15 protein-coding genes are annotated in these 17,519 nt (G+C 61.5%); 4 read left to right on the top strand and 11 right to left on the bottom strand.

Features of this window, described 5'->3' with window-relative positions; genetic code table 11:
• Nucleotides 1–82 precede the first annotated feature (82 nt).
• On the bottom strand, nucleotides 83–1,555 hold the full coding sequence (betB, locus tag NIBR502773_RS13050) for a betaine-aldehyde dehydrogenase (protein WP_027606021.1): 1,473 nt from the start codon (nucleotides 1,553–1,555) through the stop codon (nucleotides 83–85).
• 110 nt (nucleotides 1,556–1,665) lie between these two features.
• The gene (betI, locus tag NIBR502773_RS13045; protein WP_053128113.1) at nucleotides 1,666–2,259 is read right to left on the bottom strand and encodes a transcriptional regulator BetI; all 594 of its coding nucleotides are present in this window, start codon (nucleotides 2,257–2,259) and stop codon (nucleotides 1,666–1,668) included.
• Nucleotides 2,260–2,649: 390 nt separating this feature from the next.
• Here betI and NIBR502773_RS13040 point away from each other — a divergent pair, with 390 nt between their 5' ends.
• Nucleotides 2,650–4,584, top strand: coding sequence for a BCCT family transporter (locus NIBR502773_RS13040; RefSeq protein ID WP_223841653.1), 1,935 nt, complete (start codon nucleotides 2,650–2,652; stop codon nucleotides 4,582–4,584).
• Nucleotides 4,585–4,715: 131 nt separating this feature from the next.
• Here NIBR502773_RS13040 and choV read toward each other — a convergent pair whose 3' ends face one another.
• The 3 genes from choV to NIBR502773_RS13025 form a co-directional block, all read right to left on the bottom strand.
• A complete protein-coding gene (gene choV, locus NIBR502773_RS13035) occupies nucleotides 4,716–5,894 on the bottom strand; it encodes a choline ABC transporter ATP-binding protein (protein WP_115485618.1) in 1,179 nt (392 codons plus the stop codon).
• Nucleotides 5,891–6,736, bottom strand: coding sequence for a choline ABC transporter permease subunit (gene choW, locus NIBR502773_RS13030; protein WP_016972877.1), 846 nt, complete (start codon nucleotides 6,734–6,736; stop codon nucleotides 5,891–5,893). The genes choV and choW overlap by 4 nt, the downstream gene beginning before the upstream one ends.
• A gap of 69 nt (nucleotides 6,737–6,805) precedes the next feature.
• Complete coding sequence (locus NIBR502773_RS13025) at nucleotides 6,806–7,753, bottom strand: choline ABC transporter substrate-binding protein (RefSeq protein WP_027606017.1); 948 nt, start codon at nucleotides 7,751–7,753, stop codon at nucleotides 6,806–6,808.
• A 415-nt stretch (nucleotides 7,754–8,168) separates the two neighbouring features.
• On the opposite strand from NIBR502773_RS13025, the gene NIBR502773_RS13020 reads away from it, so the two are divergent.
• On the top strand, nucleotides 8,169–9,545 hold the full coding sequence (locus NIBR502773_RS13020) for an L-serine ammonia-lyase (protein WP_141156194.1): 1,377 nt from the start codon (nucleotides 8,169–8,171) through the stop codon (nucleotides 9,543–9,545).
• A gap of 554 nt (nucleotides 9,546–10,099) precedes the next feature.
• Nucleotides 10,100–11,203 (top strand): GlxA family transcriptional regulator, encoded by a 1,104-nt coding sequence (locus NIBR502773_RS13015; protein ID WP_065938176.1) that lies wholly within the window; start codon nucleotides 10,100–10,102, stop codon nucleotides 11,201–11,203.
• Nucleotides 11,204–11,246: 43 nt separating this feature from the next.
• On the opposite strand, the gene NIBR502773_RS13010 is transcribed toward NIBR502773_RS13015, so the two are convergent.
• The 6 genes from NIBR502773_RS13010 to NIBR502773_RS12985 all read right to left on the bottom strand — a co-directional run bounded on the left by NIBR502773_RS13010 (nucleotide 11,247) and on the right by NIBR502773_RS12985 (nucleotide 16,359).
• Entirely contained in the window at nucleotides 11,247–11,510 is a 264-nt protein-coding gene (locus tag NIBR502773_RS13010; RefSeq protein ID WP_027606014.1) for a hypothetical protein, read from the bottom strand.
• Between the two features lie 246 nt (nucleotides 11,511–11,756).
• Nucleotides 11,757–12,917 carry a gamma-butyrobetaine dioxygenase gene (locus NIBR502773_RS13005; protein WP_141156193.1) on the bottom strand — a complete coding sequence of 387 codons (1,161 nt, stop codon included), beginning with the start codon at nucleotides 12,915–12,917 and terminating at the stop codon, nucleotides 11,757–11,759.
• Nucleotides 12,918–12,926: 9 nt separating this feature from the next.
• The gene (locus NIBR502773_RS13000) at nucleotides 12,927–13,403 is read right to left on the bottom strand and encodes a thioesterase family protein (protein WP_027606011.1); all 477 of its coding nucleotides are present in this window, start codon (nucleotides 13,401–13,403) and stop codon (nucleotides 12,927–12,929) included.
• A 13-nt stretch (nucleotides 13,404–13,416) separates the two neighbouring features.
• A complete protein-coding gene (locus NIBR502773_RS12995; RefSeq protein WP_141156192.1) occupies nucleotides 13,417–14,382 on the bottom strand; it encodes an L-carnitine dehydrogenase in 966 nt (321 codons plus the stop codon).
• Nucleotides 14,383–14,452: 70 nt separating this feature from the next.
• Nucleotides 14,453–15,340: a 3-keto-5-aminohexanoate cleavage protein gene (locus tag NIBR502773_RS12990; RefSeq protein ID WP_141156191.1), complete on the bottom strand. Its 888-nt coding sequence runs from the start codon at nucleotides 15,338–15,340 to the stop codon at nucleotides 14,453–14,455.
• 74 nt (nucleotides 15,341–15,414) lie between these two features.
• A complete protein-coding gene (locus NIBR502773_RS12985; protein WP_092490303.1) occupies nucleotides 15,415–16,359 on the bottom strand; it encodes a choline ABC transporter substrate-binding protein in 945 nt (314 codons plus the stop codon).
• 193 nt (nucleotides 16,360–16,552) lie between these two features.
• Here NIBR502773_RS12985 and NIBR502773_RS12980 point away from each other — a divergent pair, with 193 nt between their 5' ends.
• The gene (locus NIBR502773_RS12980; protein ID WP_027606007.1) at nucleotides 16,553–17,497 is read left to right on the top strand and encodes a GlxA family transcriptional regulator; all 945 of its coding nucleotides are present in this window, start codon (nucleotides 16,553–16,555) and stop codon (nucleotides 17,495–17,497) included.
• The last annotated feature ends 22 nt before the right edge of the window (nucleotides 17,498–17,519 follow it).

The following is a 17,519-nucleotide window of genomic DNA, read 5'->3' as shown; positions in this document are numbered from 1 at the left end:
TGAAGTGTGGTCAGGTCGGACCTCATCGGGGCGGTGCGACAAGCCCAGATGGCGGCCTCAAAGGCACTACAGAACCCGGGTCTTAGAACACCGAGGCGTAGTCGCCCAGCTCAACCTGTACCGATTTGATGCGGGTGAAGTTGTTCAGCGAGCTGATGCCGTTTTCACGGCCCACACCGGATTGCTTGTAGCCACCCACCGGCATCTTCGCGTCGGATTCGCCCCAGGCGTTGATCCAGCAGATGCCCGCTTCCAGCTGGTGAATCACGCGGTGGGCGCGGTTCAGGTCCTTGGTCACAAGGCCCGCAGCCAGGCCGAAGTCGGTGTCGTTGGCGCGGCGGATCACTTCTTCTTCGGTTTCATAGGTGAGGATGCTCATCACCGGGCCGAAGATTTCTTCACGGACGATGGTCATCTCGTCGGTGCAGTCGGTGAACACGGTCGGGGCCACAAAGGCGCCTTTGGCCAGGTCGCCGTCGGTCAGGCGGTCGCCGCCGCACAGCACGCGGGCGCCTTCTTCCTTGCCTTTGGCGATGTAGCCCAGCACGCTTTCCATGTGGGCGAAGCTGACCAGCGGACCGAAGTTGGTGTTGGCGTCCTGCGGGTCGCCAACGCGGATGCGCGCAACACGCTCAACGATCTTGGCTTCGAATGCCGCTTGCAGGTGCTTGGGCACGAACACGCGGGTGCCGTTGGTGCAGACCTGGCCGGAGCTGTAGAAGTTGGCCATCATCGCGATGTCGGCCGCACGATCCAGGTCGGCGTCTTCGAACACGATCAGCGGCGACTTGCCGCCCAGTTCCATGGTCACTTCCTTGAGCGAAGAACTCGACGCGCTGGCCATGACTTTCTTGCCGGTGTCGGTGCCGCCGGTGAACGAGACTTTCTCGATGCGCGGGTGCTCGGTCAGCCAGGTACCGACTTCACGGCCGCTGCCGGTCAAGACGTTGAACACGCCGGCTGGAACGCCGGCTTCGGTGTAGATCTCGGCCAGTTTCAGGGTGGTCAGCGAGGTGACTTCGCTTGGCTTGAAGATCATCGCGTTACCGGCGGCCAGGGCCGGTGCGGATTTCCACAGGGCGATCTGGATCGGGTAGTTCCACGCGCCGATACCGGCGACCACGCCCAGGGGCTCGCGGCGGGTGTAGACGAACGAGGTGTCGCGCAGAGGGATCTGCTCGCCCTCGATGGCCGGTACCAGGCCTGCGTAGTATTCCAGCACGTCGGCGCCGGTGACGATGTCGACGTACTGGGTTTCGGAAAAGGCTTTACCGGTGTCCAGGGTTTCCAGCGCGGCCAGTTCGTCGTTGCGCTCGCGCAGGATGTCGACGGCACGACGCAGGATGCGCGAACGCTCCATGGCGGTCATGGCGGCCCAGATTTTCTGGCCTTTTTCCGCGCTGACCACGGCACGTTCAACGTCGTCGAACGTGGCGCGTTGCACTTGGGCGAGAACTTCACCGTTAGCCGGGTTGATGGCGTCGAAGGTGGCATCGCTGCCAGCGTCGCTGTAGCCGCCGTCAATGTAGAGTTTTTGCAGGTCGAAACGGGCCATAAAGTCCTCGCAAGTGCATAAGTGGTTGGCGTTACCCGCCGCAAAGTGGGCCATGAGGGTGTGGCAACACTGGGCGGCGGACGTTCAGGGGTTGAGCGTTTATAAGGGCTCTAACTCACCTGCTTGGCCAATTGGAAATCCATGTATTCGTAAGCGATCCGTTGCGCCTGCGCCGTGTCGAAAGCGTCTCCCGACAGGGCACCGCGCAACCACAAACCGTCGATCAGGGCCGCCAGGCCTCTGGCTGCTTTGCGTGCGTGCGGCAGCGGCAGCACTCGGCGGAACTGGCAGCACAGGTTGGAATACAGACGTTGATCGTTGATCCGCTGCAACCTGTGCAATGACGGGTGATGCATGCTGGTGGCCCAGAAGGCCAGCCAGGTTTTCATTGCCGGGCCATTGACCTGGCTGGCGTCGAAGTTGCCCTCGATGATCACCCGAAGGTGCGCCCGTGGGCTGTCGTCCTTCAGCGCCAGCCTGCGTTCGTGGACGTTCTCGATCAGCACGTTCATCAGGTAGCGCATCGTCGCGGCGATCAGGCCGTTCTTGTCCTGAAAGTAGTGACTGATGATGCCGTTCGAGACCCCGGCCAAACGGGCGATCAGCGCAATGCTGGCATCTCCCATTCCGACCTGGTCGATGGCCGTCAACGTGGCTTCGATCAACTGTTGGCGGCGTATGGGTTGCATACCGACCTTGGGCATGTAGCACCTCTCCTTAGGCCTGCCGACGGGCGATGAACGTTCGTCGACTTGAAGGCCAGTCTATTTTGTTTTGATTGAACGTTCAATCAACAAAGAATAAGCTCTGCGACAAATGGTCGCTGCCTACGGGTATTTCCTACGTGAGGGCGGCGACATCCGGCACCTGCAAAACCCTTCGAAACAGGCGGTATCAAGGCCTGCCCACTGTCTGGTGGGGCTCAAGGATTTTCGGGGTGTCTTTATAACACCCGTCCGTCGACTGCCGAAAAATCGATAGGTCGGGATAACCGCTGCCTTGTGTTTCTCTCTCGCACTGCCCGGAGCATCTGCGCCATGAGTTCTGCCTCTCTTATAAAGACCCCGCCGGAAAAGGTACGGGTCAACGGTTGGGTGTTCTACACCTCCACCGCACTGATTCTGTTGTTGACCGCCATTCTGATCATCGCCCCGCAGGAGGCCGGGCGCATGCTCGGCGTAGCCCAGGCCTGGCTTTCCAAAAGCTTCGGCTGGTACTACATGGTGGTCATCGCCGCTTACCTGGTGTTTGTGGTCGGCCTGGCGTTTTCGTCCTATGGCAAGTTGAAACTGGGCAGCAAGGACGACACCCCGGACTTCAGCTACGGCGCCTGGGCCGGCATGCTGTTCTCGTCGGGTATCGGCATCTCGCTGCTGTACTTCGGTGCCTCCGAGCCGCTGGATCACTACTTCAACCCGCCCGAAGGCGCCGCCGCCAGCAACGGCGCGGCACGCCAGGCGTTGCAGTTGACCTTTTTGCACTGGGGCCTGCATGGTTGGGCGATCTATGCGCTGGTCGGCCTGGCCGTGGCGTACTTCGCTTATCGGCATAACCAGCCGCTGGCCTTGCGTTCGGCGTTGTACCCGCTGGTGGGTGAGCGTTGGGTGAAGGGCGCGGCCGGTCACGCGGTGGACGGTTTCGGCATGTTCGTGACCCTGCTGGGCCTGGTAACGAACCTGGGCATCGGTTCGATGCAGGTGTCGTCCGGCCTGGAAAACCTGTTCGGCATGGCGCACAGCAACACCAACCTGCTGATCGTGATCATTGTGATGAGCACCGTGGCGACCATCGCCGCCGTGTCGGGCGTGGAGAACGGCATCCGCCGCCTGTCCAACCTCAACATCGTGCTGTTCAGCGGCTTGCTGATCTTCGTGCTGCTGTTCGGCCCGACCCTGCACCTGCTCAATGGCCTGGTGCAGAACACCGGCGACTACCTCAACGGCATCGTGCTGAAAACCTTCGACCTCTATGTGTACGAAGGCGACGGTGACAAGACCGAACGCTGGATGGGCCTGTGGACCCTGTTCTACTGGGCCTGGTGGATTTCCTGGGCGCCATTCGTAGGCATGTTCATCGCGCGGATTTCCCGTGGCCGTACGGTGCGTGAACTGGTGGCCGGCGTGTTGCTGATTCCCCTGGGCTTTACCCTGGCGTGGCTGTCGATCTTCGGTAACTCGGCGCTGGACCTGGTGCTCAACCATGGTGCGGTGGAGTTGGGCAAGACGGCGCTGGAACAACCGTCCATGGCCATCTACCAGTTGCTGGAGCATTACCCGGCGTCGAAAATCGTTATCGGCGTGTCGATCTTCGTGGGCTTTGTGCTGTTCCTGACCCCGGCGGATTCCGGTGCGGTGATGATGGCCAACCTTTCCTGCAAAGGCGGCAATGTGGATGAAGATGCACCGCACTGGTTGCGCATCTTCTGGTCGGCGGTGATCACCCTGGTGACCATTGGCCTGCTGTTTGCCGGCAACTTCGAAGCCATGCAAACCATGGTGGTGCTGGCGGGTCTGCCGTTCTCGGTGGTGCTGATTTTCTTTATGTTCGGTTTGCACAAGGCGATGCGCCAGGACGTGGCGATCGAACAGGAGCAGGCGCAACTGGCTGAACGCGGGCGTCGCGGCTTCAGCGAGCGTTTGACGGCACTCGACCTGCAACCGAGCCAGGGCACTGTGCAGCGCTTTATGGACAAGCACGTCACGCCGGCGCTGGAAGAAGCGGCGACGGCGTTGCGTGAACAAGGTTTGGAAGTGCAGACGCTGCTGGGTAAATCCAAGCGCTGCATCGGTGTGCGCATCGAGATGGAAGAGGGCAATCCCTTCGTTTATGAAGTGAGCCTGGATGCTTACTCGTCGGCACCGAGCGACCTGCCCGAAGAAGAACGCACCCGCTATTACCGGGCCGAGGTGTACCTGCACAACGGGCCTCAGGAATACGACCTGATGGGCTTCGCCCAGGAACAGATCACCCGGGACGTGCTCGATCAGTTTGAAAGCCATCGGCAGCTCCTTGGCCGTGTCTATAGCTGATAGTTGAGCCTGGTGGTGCTTTAAATGTGGGAGGGGGCTTGCCCCCGATTGCAGTGTGTCAGTCAGTCCATCTGTTACTGATCCACCGCTATCGGGGGCAAGCCCCCTCCCACAGTTGTCATGCAGTGTGGTCAGCCCAGGTTTTTGCCCAGCAGGGCGTGGTAGAGCTCACTGTCGCCGAGGATCCCCACCACCTGGTTGTTGTCATGCAACACCAGCTTGTTCCCCGTCTGGTAGCGAATCTGCAGCGCATCACGCATGCCGATATTCGAATCCACCAGTGTCGGGACTCGACCCAGGCCTTCCACCGGTTGCCCCGGCGCCCAGTTTTGCAGGTTCATCACCACGCCATTCTGCCGTGCGCCCTGGATGGTGTTGCCTTCGGCCAGGTCCAGCCATGAGTCGCCGCCCGGGTCGAGACACACTGAGCCGTTGACGCGTTTGCAGTTGTCCAATGTGCGCATCAGGCTGCGGCCGCACAGTACGTTCAGCGGGTTGGTATGGGCGACGAAGGTACGTACGTAGTCGTCCGCCGGGTTCAGCACGATCTCTTCCGGCACGCTGTACTGGATGATCTTGCCGTCTTTCATGATCGCGATGCGGCTGCCCAGCTTGAGCGCCTCGTCGAGGTCGTGGCTGACGAACACGATGGTCTTGCTCAGCTTGCTTTGCAGTTCCAGCAACTCGTCCTGCAGGCCCTGGCGGATCAGCGGGTCGAGGGCGGAGAAGGGCTCGTCCATCAGCAGGATGTCGGCGTCCATCGCCAACGCGCGCGCCAGGCCGACGCGTTGTTGCATGCCGCCGGACAGCTCATCGGGCTTCTTGTTGCGCCATTGGGTCAGGCCCACCAGCTCGAGTTTATCGTCCACCAGCTTGCGCCGTTCTTTTTCCGGGCGGCCCTGCATTTCCAGACCAAAGCTGATGTTCTCGCGCACCGTCAGCCAAGGCATCAGGGCGAATTTCTGGAACACCATGGCGATGCGCTTGGTGCGCATCATTTTCAGCTCGGCGGGGCTGCAGGAGGCGATGTCGATCTGGCGACCTTCATGCTCGACGAACAACTGGCCACGGCTGACGGTGTTGAGGCCGTTGATGCAGCGCAGCAGGCTCGACTTGCCGGAGCCCGACAGGCCCATCAGCACGCAGATCTCGCCTTTTTCCACATCCAGGCTGGCCTTTTCAACGCCGACAATCTGCCCGGTCTTTTTCAGGATTTCGTTACGGCTCATGCCCTGGTCCAGCAGCTTGAGCGCTTCGCGTGGGTCTTTGGAGAAGATCACGTCGACATTGTCGAATCGGATAATGCTCATGCATCACCCCCTACTTTGGCGTCGGGTTGTTTGCAGATGCGGTCGAGCATGATGGCCAGCAGCACAATCGCCAGGCCGGCTTCGAAGCCCAGGGCGATATCGGCGGTGTTCAGCGCGTTGACCACTGGCTTGCCGAGGCCGTCGGCGCCCACCAGGGCCGCGATCACCACCATCGACAACGACAGCATGATGCATTGGGTAATACCGGCAGCGATGCTCGGCATGGCGTGGGGCAGTTCAATGCGCGAGAGCAACTGACGGCGCGAGCAGCCAAAGGCCTTTCCGGCGTCCATCAACTCTTGCGGTACATCACGGATACCCAGGTAGGTCAGGCGGATCGGCGCGGCAATCGCGAACACCACCGTGGAAATCAACCCAGGCACCACACCCAGCCCGAAGAGGGTCAGGGTAGGGATGAGGTAGACGAAGGTCGGTACGGTCTGCATCAGATCGAGCACCGGCCGCATCATGGTGTAGAACAGCGGTTTGTGCGCGGCAACAATGCCCAGCGGCACACCGATGACCACGCAGACCAGGGTGGCGAACAGCACCTGCGCGAGGGTCTCCATGGTTTCCTGCCAGTACCCCAGGTTGAGGATCAGCAGGAAGGAGGCGATGACAAAAACAGTCAGTCCCCATTTACGTTGAATAAAGTGAGCCAGCAGCGCAATCAGACCGATCAATGCCAGCGGATTGAACCAGGTCAGCGCGAACGTCACGCCGTGGATCATCGTTTCCAGTGTCGATGCGATTGCGTCGAAGTAGTTGGCGCCGTGTTGGGTCAACCATTCGACGAAGGCAGCGATGTACTGGCCTAGTGGGATTTTCTGTTCAGTCAGCATGGTAGTGAATGTCCACATGCGAAGAGGGAAAACATCCCGGGGCAGCGCACCGCCCCGGGGTCAGCGGGATTACTTGGCGAGATACGCTTTGACGGCCTCCAGGCCTGGTTTGCCATCGACGGTGTTGACCCCGGCGAGCCAGGTGTCGAGGACTTGCGGGTTCTTTTTCAGCCAGGCCTTGGCGGCGGCATCGGGCTTCATCTTGTCGTCCAGGACGTTGCCCATCAGGGTGCTTTCCATGTTCAAGGTGAACACCAGGTTCTTCAGCAACTGACCGACGTTGCTGCATTCCTCGGTGTAGCCCTTGCGGGTGTTGGTGTAGATGGTGGCCTGGCCGTAGTTGGGGCCGAACGAATCGTCACCCCCGGTCAGGTACTTCATCTTGAAGCGGGTGTTCATCGGGTGCGGTTCCCAGCCGAGGAACACGATGGCCTGGTCACGCTTGGTGGCGCGCTCCACCTGGGAAAGCATCCCGGCTTCGCTGGATTCGACCACTTTGAAACCGGCGGTCTTGAGGCCGAAGGCGTCTTTGTCGATCAGCGTCTGGATGGTGCGGTTGCCGTCGTTGCCCGGCTCGATGCCGTAGATCTTGCCGCCCAGCTCATCCTTGAATTTGGCGATATCGGCGAAGTCTTTCAGGCCCTTGTTGTACAGCGCCTCGGGTACCGCCAGGGTGTACTTGGCGTTTTCCAGGTTGGCGCGCACGGTTTCCACGGTGCCGGCATCACGGTACTGCTTGATGTCGTTTTCCATGGTCGGCATCCAGTTGCCGAGGAACACGTCCATGTTCTTGCCGTCGGCCAGGGACTTGTAGGTCACAGGAACGGAAATCATCGTGGTCTTGGTCTTGTAGCCCAGGCCCTTGAGGATTTCGCTGGTGGTCGCGGTCGTGACGGTGATGTCGGTCCAGCCGACATCGGAGAAGTTGACGGTCTTGCACTGTTCCGGTTCTGCGGCGTGCGCCATGACTGGCAGACTCAGCATGGCGGCCAACAACAACGAGGGTGAACCTTTCATCTGGGTAGACTCCTGTGTTTTTTCTGGCGGCATTCGCCGCGCTTTATAAGTGTTGCGGTTGGAGCGTGCGGCAACAGCTCTGCCACGGTGCCTTGCAAACGAGTCGAGACTGATCATGTACCAGTGAAAATCTGACGCCTACAGGGGGCGTCGTATCCAGTACAGGGAGGGTCGTATCCAGTGTCGGTGACGTCGCTTACAGGTTTTTCCCAAGGTAAAACCGCTGTTTTTGCCCATCTGCACCGCTAAAAACGGCTGAAACAGGCGATCGCACGGGAGCGACGCTGGTGAGCATGGGTGCGTCGGTGTGAGACGCCGTGAGCGACAGCAAAAGCTTGATGATGCCGCCATCTGGGCGATCTGAGCGTAGCACCTCGTTCAAGCCTGGCCGTGCTTATCGAGGAGTTCTACCGCAATGGCTATCAGTGTTTTCGACCTGTTCAAGATCGGCATCGGGCCTTCCAGTTCTCACACCGTCGGCCCCATGCGCGCCGCGGCGTTGTTCGTCCAGGGGTTACGTGAACGTGAACTGTTGGAACAAGTCAGGCGTGTCGAAGTTCAGCTGTACGGTTCGCTGTCCGCCACCGGCATCGGCCACGGCAGCGACACCGCCACCATCATGGGCCTGATGGGCGAGTGGCCGGACGCGATCGATCCATCGCAGATCGGCCTGCGCATCCACACCCTGCGCGAAACCGACACATTGCTGCTGGACGGACGTTTGCCCGTGCCGTTCGTGTGGGCCCGGGACATGCGCCTGCTCGACGAAAACCTGCCGTTCCACCCCAACGCCATGACCCTGGTGGTGTTTGGTGATGACGGCGAGCTGCACCGCGACACCTACTACTCAGTGGGCGGTGGTTTCGTGGTGGATGAAGCCCAGGCGCAGAGCGGTGTGGCGGACATGGACCGCACCGAGTTGCCCTATGATTTCTCCAGCGCGGTGGAGTTGCTGCAGCTGTGCAAGACCCACAACCTGCGTGTCGCCGAGTTGATGCTGGCCAATGAAAAAGTCTGGCGCTCCGAAGATGAAATCCGCAGTGGCCTGATGAAGCTCTGGCGCGCCATGCAGGCATGCGTGGAGGAGGGCCTCAAGCACGAAGGCATCCTGCCCGGCGGCCTCAACGTGCGCCGTCGCGCCGCCAAGTTGCACCGCAGCCTGCAGGAGTTGAACAAGCCCAATGTGATCGGCTCGACTTTGAGTGCGATGGAGTGGGTCAACCTGTTCGCCCTGGCGGTGAACGAAGAAAACGCCGCCGGTGGGCGCATGGTCACGGCGCCCACCAACGGTGCGGCGGGGATCATTCCGGCGGTGCTGCACTACTTCATGAAGTTCAGCGACGAAGTCACCGAAGCCAACGTGGTCGACTACCTGCTCAGTGCGGCGGCGGTGGGGATCCTGTGCAAGAAGAACGCCTCGATCTCCGGGGCCGAAGTCGGTTGCCAGGGTGAAGTGGGTTCGGCCTGCGCCATGGCCGCTGCCGGGCTGGCAGAGATCCTCGGCGCAACCCCGGAGCAACTGTGCAACGCCGCCGAAATCGGCCTGGAGCACAACCTCGGCCTGACCTGCGACCCGGTGGGCGGGCTGGTGCAAGTGCCGTGCATCGAGCGCAATGCGATTGCCGCGGTGAAGGCGATCAACGCGGCGCAGATGGCCCTGCGCGGTGATGGCCAGCACTTTATCTCCCTGGACCGCGTGATCCGCACCATGCGCGATACCGGGGCGGATATGCATGACAAGTACAAAGAGACGTCCCGGGGCGGGTTGGCGGTCAGTGCGGTGGAGTGCTGATTAGCTTGTTGTGATGAACAGGGCCTTTGTGGTGAGCGGGCTTGCCCCGCGCTGGGTGGCGAAGCCTCCCCAATAAAGGCACCACATAGTTTCAGATAAAACCCGGTCGCCTGATTTTGGGGCGGCTTCGCCACCCAGCGCGGGGCGAGCCCGCTCACTACAAGTGAACACTCCAACCAAAATCGCCACCTTTTAGCGCGTCGCAAACAGATAAGTAGCTTCCAAACGATTTTCCCCTCGACCACCCGTCACCTGTGCGTGCGGTGACAGACTTTTCCTACGCGCTGAAAGCGCCTTCCCACAAGTGATACCGAACTGCTCACACCCCTTGAGCAGGGCGGCTGCCACTCCATTTTCGGCCATATCCCGCACTTACCGCGCGGGCTTATTTAGACGCGTCATCAGGTCGTTTTCAGGATTTGTTGAATGGCCATTCAAATTTAGGCATGGCATTTGCTCTATCAATTCAAAGCCTCTCGCCTTGCCGGATGAAGAGCGCAATAACAAGAGCCTCGCCTGAGGCCATCACCTGCTTTGTGTGAGGAGATACCGCGATGACGTCGTTCAACTCCGGGGCCCAACCCCAGAACCGTGCGCCTCAATCCATCGGCTTTTTGCTGCTGGACAATTTCACGCTGATTTCCCTGGCGTCGGCCGTGGAACCGCTGCGCATGGCCAACCAGCTGTCCGGCCGCGAGCTGTATCGCTGGACAACTCTGAGTGTCGACGGCAATCAGGTATGGGCCAGCGACGGTCTGCAAATCACCCCCGATGCCTCCATGCACAAAGCCCCGGCCCTGGACACTGTGATTGTGTGCGGCGGCGTGGGTATCCAGCGCACCGTGACCCGTGAGCATGTGTCGTGGCTGCAAAGCCAGGCGCGCCAGTCCCGTCGCCTTGGCGCGGTGTGCACTGGCAGCTGGGCCCTGGCCTGTGCCGGTCTGCTCGACGGCTTCGATTGCAGCGTGCACTGGGAATGCCTGGCGTCGATGCAGGAAGCCTTCCCGCGCGTGTCGATGAGCACCCGTTTGTTCACCCTCGACCGCAACCGCTTCACCAGTTCGGGCGGCACCGCGCCACTGGACATGATGCTGCACCTGATCAGCCGCGACCACGGCCGCGAACTGTCGGCGGCGATCTCCGAGATGTTCGTGTACGAGCGCATCCGCAACGAACAGGATCACCAGCGTGTGCCGCTCAAGCACATGCTGGGCACCAACCAGCCGAAGCTGCAGGAAATCGTCGCGCTGATGGAAGCCAACCTCGAAGAGCCGATCGACCTCGACGAACTGGCGGTGTACGTCGCCGTGTCGCGTCGCCAGCTGGAGCGGCTGTTCCAGAAATACCTGCACTGCTCGCCGTCGCGCTACTACCTCAAGCTGCGCCTGATTCGCGCGCGGCAGTTGCTCAAGCAAACGCCGATGTCGATCATCGAAGTGGCCTCGGTGTGCGGGTTTGTCTCCACGCCACACTTCTCCAAGTGCTACCGCGAATACTTCGGCATTCCGCCACGGGATGAGCGCGTAGGCTCCAACACCACCCAGCAGGTGGCGATGATGCCGATTCCGCAGGCGCTGGTATTGTCACCGTTGTCGGGGCCGATGTCGGCGTTGAGCCAGGCGCGCAATGAGTCGACTTTCGCGAGTGTACGGCTTTAAACCGAGTTGACTGCATCGGGGGCTTGCCCCCGATAGCGGTCTGTCAGGCGCCGGAGTTCTGTTTGAACTGCATCAGTGCCGGTAACAACTGTTTATCGATCGCCTGACGCACCGCCGGCAAAATCGTCGCACTGCCGGTGTACATCTGCTCAACCATACCCTTGAGCGCCTTGGCCCGTGCTTCGCTCAAACCGCGTACCGCGCACTCGCAGGCCTGTTCGGCGCTGGCGCCGCTGGACACCTCGAAACCCAGGGAGCGCAGTTGGCTCAGCAGGTCATCCTGGTCAATCAAATCCGCATGCATCATGACGTTTATCCTGGTGAAGGGAGCGGGGATCGACTTGGATTCTGGTAGGCCCCCGGCCGGTCGGCAAGGGCAGAATGCACGAATGGCTCAGATGGCTATGAGCGTGTCGTTTTCGGGCCATTTACCCACTGAAGTAATAGGCACACTGTCCACCAGCAAGCAGCTTGAAGGTTTGGTCACCCTCGGGATGCACGGCTCACACAAGGCACTCTGCCCCGATCCAGTCACGGCTGGACCGGGGCTTTTTTAGCGCTGCAGCACCAGGATTCGTGAAAGCAGTTCATCCCGGTCGATATAGCAACCCTGAAAGTGCCGCGCCCCGGAGGTGGGATCAAACGCATTGCGCGCATGCAACGTGCGGCGGTTATCGAAGCACCACAGCTCGCCCGGGTTCAGGCGCTTGACCAACCGAAAGCGCGCCTCGCGCGTCATCGCGATAAAGCGTCGATAAGCCCGATACAGCAACGGCATCTGCGCCACCGACGTCTCGAACGGCCCACGCAAAAAGTTGGCCATGCGAATCTCTGCCACATCCCCCAAGGCGTCCAATGCGATGATCGGCGCGAGGCGACGATAGTCGCTGTGGCGGTCTTTGTTGCGAAACTCCACGGGTATTTCACACAAGGCACGAAACGCTTCGGGATCTTCCTCGCGCAGGGCATTGGCGATGGCAAACCCATCGACAAAAATACTTTCGCCCCCGTCGGCATCGTTGACCAGGCAATGCAGGAATTGCAGCCCCGGTTGCAGCTCCCGGGTCGGCAAATCACTGTGCAAGGGCAGGTTGAAAGCGGTGTAGGCATTGCTGTCGGCATCGGCCTTGGATTGCACGTTGAACAGCACGCCGAAATTGCTCTCGCGGATAAATGAAATACGCTGGGCGACACGCGCCAGGGAACCGGGTTCGGTGGGTACGCCGCGCATTTGCGTCAGGCCCGCGTCACGCAAGGCCAGCAGCCATTGCAGCAGCGCCGCAGGGTCTTGCATGACCGCCGCGTAGTCGAATATAGGCAGTTCGAAGGTGTTGTCCCAGAGCCGCGATTTTGCTTTCGCCGCCCGGCGTTCGGCGCGGGATTCATCGTCGTAGGCATGGGCCCGCAGCCAGCCGGGATCGTACTGGCTGCGATGACCGCCGTGCCATTCCACGCTGAGGAAGCCCTGGTCGATACGCACGCTGATGGCGCCGAGGTTTTCATCCACATCGACAATTTCCAGCACTTGCTCGCGGGTCACGCTGTACACGCATTGCGTGCACGGGCAGTTGTCCCGCAGCCACTGATGATGAAACGGGCTGACCCGGCCATCGGCCCATGTCACGCGAACCTGATCGTCCAGCACCTGTACATCGGCGAGGTCGCAGAGTTTCGGGTAAATACGGAAATCGGCAACAGCGGCGGCGGTTTGCATGATGGCTCCTTATTTTTTCGGGGGCAGTCCAATCACTCGGCCGAGGAGCGCGGGCCTTGGCAGGTCGGCTTGCTCAGCGCTGATCGCAATGAGTTTCTCCAACGTCGCCTCGGCAAACGGGGCCGAATGCGGACCCGCCAGGTCGACGTGCAGCAGCATCTGTTCGTTGCCGGCCAGTTCTTTCTCATCGCCCACTAAATGCAGGCTGTGATAAAGGTGCAGGCGCTTGGCATCGTGGGCGATCAGTTGCGTGTGCACCTCCACTTCGGCGCCCAGTTTCACCTCGTGCAGGTAGTTCAGGTGCAGTTCCAGGGTGAACAGCGAATGGCCGCTGGCTTCGCGGTTTTCGCTGTCCAAACCGAGGGTGTCCATCAGCGCGTCGGTGGCGTAGCTGAAGATCAGCAGGTAGAACGCGTCGCGCAGGTGGCCGTTGTAGTCCACCCAGTCGGCAAGGACTGGGGTGGTGTAGGTGGTCAGTGCAGGCATGGTGAGGGTTCCGTTATTCGGCGAAGGTCATGCCGTGCTTGGCTTTGGTGGTTTTCACCGCTTCCAGCACCGCCAGCAGGCAATCATCACGATAGCGTTCCAGCGCAGAAATGCTGTGTTTGCCCAACTGGTCGCTGGTGCCATCGACCACATCGTCGATCAACTTGTCGGTCAGCTCCGGAGCCGGCAGGTAGGTCCACGGCAACTGCAACGCCGGGCCGAACTGCGCCATGAAGTGGCGCATGCCCGCATCGCCGCCCGCCAGGGTGTAGGTGAGGAAGGTGCCCATGAACGACCAGCGCAGGCCGGCGCCAAAGCGGATGGCATCGTCGATCTCGCCGGTGGTGGCCACGCCGTCATTCACCAGGTGCAATGCCTCGCGCCACAGCGCTTCGAGCAAGCGGTCGGCGATAAACCCGGGGACTTCCTTGCGCACATGCAGCGGGCGCATGCCGAGGGATTCGTACACCTTGATCGCGGCCTGGATCGCTTGCGGCGCGGTGTTCTTGCCGCCGACCACTTCCACCAGCGGCAACAGATAGACCGGGTTGAACGGATGGCCGACCACACAGCGTTCCGGGTGGGTCGAGCCCTCGTAGAACTCACTCGGCAACAGCCCCGAGGTACTTGAACCGATCAATGCATCGGGCTTGGCCGCGGCGCTGATCCTGCTGTGCAATTCCAGCTTCAGTTCCAGGCGTTCCGGGGCGCTTTCCTGGATGAAGTCGGCGTCTTTCACGCATTCTTCGATGGTGGCCACAAAGCGCAGGCGGTCTTGGGATGCGCCGGGTGCCAGGCCCTGTTTTTCCAGGGCGCCCCAGGCATTGGCGACGCGCTTGCGCAGCGCCGCTTCGGCACCCGGCGCCGGGTCCCAGGCCACCACATCCAGGCCGTGGGCCAGCGCGCGGGACACCCAGCCGCTGCCGATGACACCGCTGCCCAGGGCGGCGAAGGTTTTGATCTCAGTGATAAAGCGCATGGCAAATTCCTAGAGCGTTCGGTGATTCCCTGTGGGAGGGGGCAAGTCCCTCCCACATTTTTTGATTCGGTTAGCCGCGTTTGGTAAGGCCCATCTTGATGCGACCCTCCGCCGGGGTCATGACCCGCGCGCCCAGGCGGCTGAGGATTTCGCCGGCGCGTTCCACCAGTTGGCCGTTGGTGGCAAGTACGCCTTTGTCCAGCCACAGGTTGTCCTCCAGGCCGACCCGTACGTTGCCGCCCAGCAGCACCGCTTGCGCGGCCATGGGCATTTGCATGCGGCCGATCCCGAACCCGGCCCACACCGCGTCGGCGGGCAGGTTGTCGACCATGGCCTTCATGGTGGTGGTGTCGGCCGGCGCGCCCCAGGGGATGCCCAGGCACAGTTGGAACAGCGGGTTGTCGAGCAGGCCTTCCTTGATCATCTGCTTGGCGAACCACAGGTGGCCGGTGTCGAAGATTTCCAGCTCGGCCTTCACGCCCAGTTCCTGGATGCGCTTGGCGCCCGCACGCAACTGCGCCGGCGTGGAGACGTAAATCGTGTCGCCATCGCCAAAGTTCAGGGTGCCGCAGTCCAGGGTGCAGATTTCCGGCAGCAGCTCTTCCACATGGGCCAGGCGGGTCAGCGGGCCGACCAGGTCGGTATTGGGACCGAAGTCCATCGGGTGCTCGCCGCCGCCGATCTCGAGGTCGCCGCCCATGCCGGCGGTGAGGTTGACGATGATGTCGATGTCGGCCTCACGGATGCGCTCCATCACCTCGCGGTACAGGGCGACGTCGCGGCTGAACTTGCCGGTCTCGGGGTCGCGCACGTGGCAGTGCACCACGGTGGCGCCCGCTCTGGCTGCTTCCACCGCGGCGGCGGCGATTTGCTTGGGGGTGACCGGCACGTGTGGGCTTCTGGCGGTCGTGTCGCCAGCACCGGTGAGTGCGCAGGTGATGATGACGTCGTGGTTCATGGGGCAGGTTCCTTACAGGCGTGGTGATGCCGTTCGCGGTCGGTAGTGACCGCGAAACGGTGATTCGAAGAAGGTTATTTGCTGGTCAATTGCAGGTTGGCCGCCGCCGGTTTGCCGTCGAAGGTGGTCACGCCTTCGAGCCAGCGCGCCTGGTCCTGGGGGTGATCCTTGAGCCACTGCCTGGCGGACTCGAGGGCATCCTTGTGATCCAGCAACGGCTGCATCATCCGGCTCTCGTCGGCGGCGGTGAAGGTCAGGTTGGTCAGCAGCTTGTGTACGTTGGGGCACTGTTCGGCGTAGGTCGGCGCGGTCACGGTCCAGACGGTGGCCATGCCTTCGTTCGGGCCCAGGGCGTCGTCGCTGCCGGTGAGGTAGGTCATCGCGATATTGACGTTCATCGGGTGCGGCGCCCAGCCGAAGAACACCACGGCTTCCTTGCGGCGTACCGCACGGTCCACGGCGGCAAGCATGCCGGCCTCGCTGGATTCCACCAGTTGGAACTTGCCCAGGCCGAACTGGTTCTTGGCGATCATCGCCTTGATCTGGGTGTTGGCCCCCGAGCCCGGCTCGATGCCGTAGATCTTGCCGCCCAGTTCCTTCTCGAATTTGGCGATGTCGGCAAAGGTCTTCAGGCCTTTGTCCGCCAGGTAAGTCGGCACGGCGAGGGTCGCGCGGGCGTCTTCCAGGCTGGGTTTGTCGAGGACTTTGATTTGCTTGGCGTCGACGAACGGCGTGATGGTCTGGGTCATCAGCGGGTTCCAGTAGCCGAGGAACAGGTCCAGGCGCTGGTCACGGATACCGGCGAAGATGATTTGCTGGGAGGCGCTGGTTTGTTTGGTCTTGTAGCCGAGGCCGTCGAGCAACACTTGGGTCATGGCGCTGGTGGCGATGACGTCGGTCCAGTTCACCACGCCCATGCGCACGTTCTGGCAGGATGCCGCGTCGGCAGCCCATACGTTCGTGCTCAAGATGGCGCTGGCGCTGAGTGCAAGCACGCAGCGGCGAATCAGTCGGTTCATGGTGGATCCCTCGGCAGGTCGTTATTGTGGGGGCCGGCGTCTTTGTGCGCCGTGAGGCCAAGTTACGTAGCTTTGGCGGCGACAAAACGCACGGCGGCGACCAGCTCTTGCACTGCAGCGACCTGCCCCCTTGAATCCACCCGAGAACGGGAGTATCACAGTGCCACGCTGCCCGTCCTACGAGAGCGCCACCATGTCCCAGGATTTCTACTTTCTGCTGATGCCGGGGTTCTCGGCCATCGGTTTTATTTCTGCACTGGAACCTTTACGCGTGGCCAACCGCTTTCGTGGCGAGTTGTACCGCTGGCATGTGCTGAGCGCCGATGGCGGCGCGGTGCTGGCGAGCAATGGCATGTCGGTCAACGCCGACGCCGCGCTGGAACCGCTGAAAAAGGGTGCGACGCTGTTGGTGGTGGCCGGCTTCGAACCGCTGCAGTTCGCCACGCCGGCGCTGGAGCACTGGCTGCGCCGTCTGGACCATGACGGCGTGACCCTCGGCGCCATCGACACCGGCGCCTGCGTGCTCGCCGAAGCCGGCCTGCTCGACGGTCATCGCCTGACCCTGCACTGGGAAGCCATCGATGCCTTCAAGGAGTCGTACCCGCACCTGAGCGTGACCCAGGAACTGTTCGAAATCGACCGCCGCCGCATCACCTGCGCCGGCGGCACCGCCTCCATCGACCTGATGCTCGACCTGATCGCCCAGGCCCACGGCGCCGACCTGGCGATCCAGGTCTCCGAACAGTTCGTACTCGGCCGCATCCGCCCGCGCAAGGACCACCAGCGCATGCAGATCGCCACGCGCTACGGCATCAACAACAAGAAGCTGGTGCAAGTGATCGGCGAGATGGAGCAGCACACCGAACCGCCCCTGAGCACCTTGGCGTTGGCCGACGCGATCAAAGTTACCCGACGCCAGCTGGAGCGTTTGTTTCGCCTGCATTTGAACGATACCCCGAGCAACTTCTACCTTGGCCTGCGCCTGGAAAAAGCCCGGCAGCTGCTGCGCCAGAGCGATATGAGCGTGCTGGAGGTGAGCATTGCCTGCGGGTTCGAGTCGCCGTCGTATTTCACCCGGAGTTATCGGGCGAGGTTTGCCAAGTGTCCGAGGGAGGATCGGCGACGGGAGGTGGTTTGACGGGCAATTATAGTGAATTATA

It is taken from the genome of Pseudomonas sp. NIBRBAC000502773, from assembly GCF_006517195.1.
GTDB lineage: Bacteria > Pseudomonadota > Gammaproteobacteria > Pseudomonadales > Pseudomonadaceae > Aquipseudomonas > Aquipseudomonas marginalis.
This window is presented reverse-complemented; position numbering and strand designations above follow the sequence as displayed.

Excerpts from the sequence above, each read along its gene's own strand:
- NIBR502773_RS13005 (WP_141156193.1), bottom strand. The coding sequence starts at position 12,917 with ATGCAAACCGCCGCCGCTGTTGCCGATTTCCGTATTTACCCGAAACTC.
- NIBR502773_RS13015 (WP_065938176.1), top strand. The coding sequence starts at position 10,100 with ATGACGTCGTTCAACTCCGGGGCCCAACCCCAGAACCGTGCGCCTCAA.
- NIBR502773_RS12990 (WP_141156191.1), bottom strand. The coding sequence starts at position 15,340 with ATGAACCACGACGTCATCATCACCTGCGCACTCACCGGTGCTGGCGAC.
- NIBR502773_RS13010 (WP_027606014.1), bottom strand. The coding sequence starts at position 11,510 with ATGATGCATGCGGATTTGATTGACCAGGATGACCTGCTGAGCCAACTG.
- NIBR502773_RS12980 (WP_027606007.1), top strand. The coding sequence starts at position 16,553 with ATGTCCCAGGATTTCTACTTTCTGCTGATGCCGGGGTTCTCGGCCATC.
- betI (WP_053128113.1), bottom strand. The coding sequence starts at position 2,259 with ATGCCCAAGGTCGGTATGCAACCCATACGCCGCCAACAGTTGATCGAA.
- NIBR502773_RS13020 (WP_141156194.1), top strand. The coding sequence starts at position 8,169 with ATGGCTATCAGTGTTTTCGACCTGTTCAAGATCGGCATCGGGCCTTCC.
- NIBR502773_RS12995 (WP_141156192.1), bottom strand. The coding sequence starts at position 14,382 with ATGCGCTTTATCACTGAGATCAAAACCTTCGCCGCCCTGGGCAGCGGT.
- choV (WP_115485618.1), bottom strand. The coding sequence starts at position 5,894 with ATGAGCATTATCCGATTCGACAATGTCGACGTGATCTTCTCCAAAGAC.
- NIBR502773_RS13025 (WP_027606017.1), bottom strand. The coding sequence starts at position 7,753 with ATGAAAGGTTCACCCTCGTTGTTGTTGGCCGCCATGCTGAGTCTGCCA.
- NIBR502773_RS12985 (WP_092490303.1), bottom strand. The coding sequence starts at position 16,359 with ATGAACCGACTGATTCGCCGCTGCGTGCTTGCACTCAGCGCCAGCGCC.
- betB (WP_027606021.1), bottom strand. The coding sequence starts at position 1,555 with ATGGCCCGTTTCGACCTGCAAAAACTCTACATTGACGGCGGCTACAGC.
- choW (WP_016972877.1), bottom strand. The coding sequence starts at position 6,736 with ATGCTGACTGAACAGAAAATCCCACTAGGCCAGTACATCGCTGCCTTC.
- NIBR502773_RS13000 (WP_027606011.1), bottom strand. The coding sequence starts at position 13,403 with ATGCCTGCACTGACCACCTACACCACCCCAGTCCTTGCCGACTGGGTG.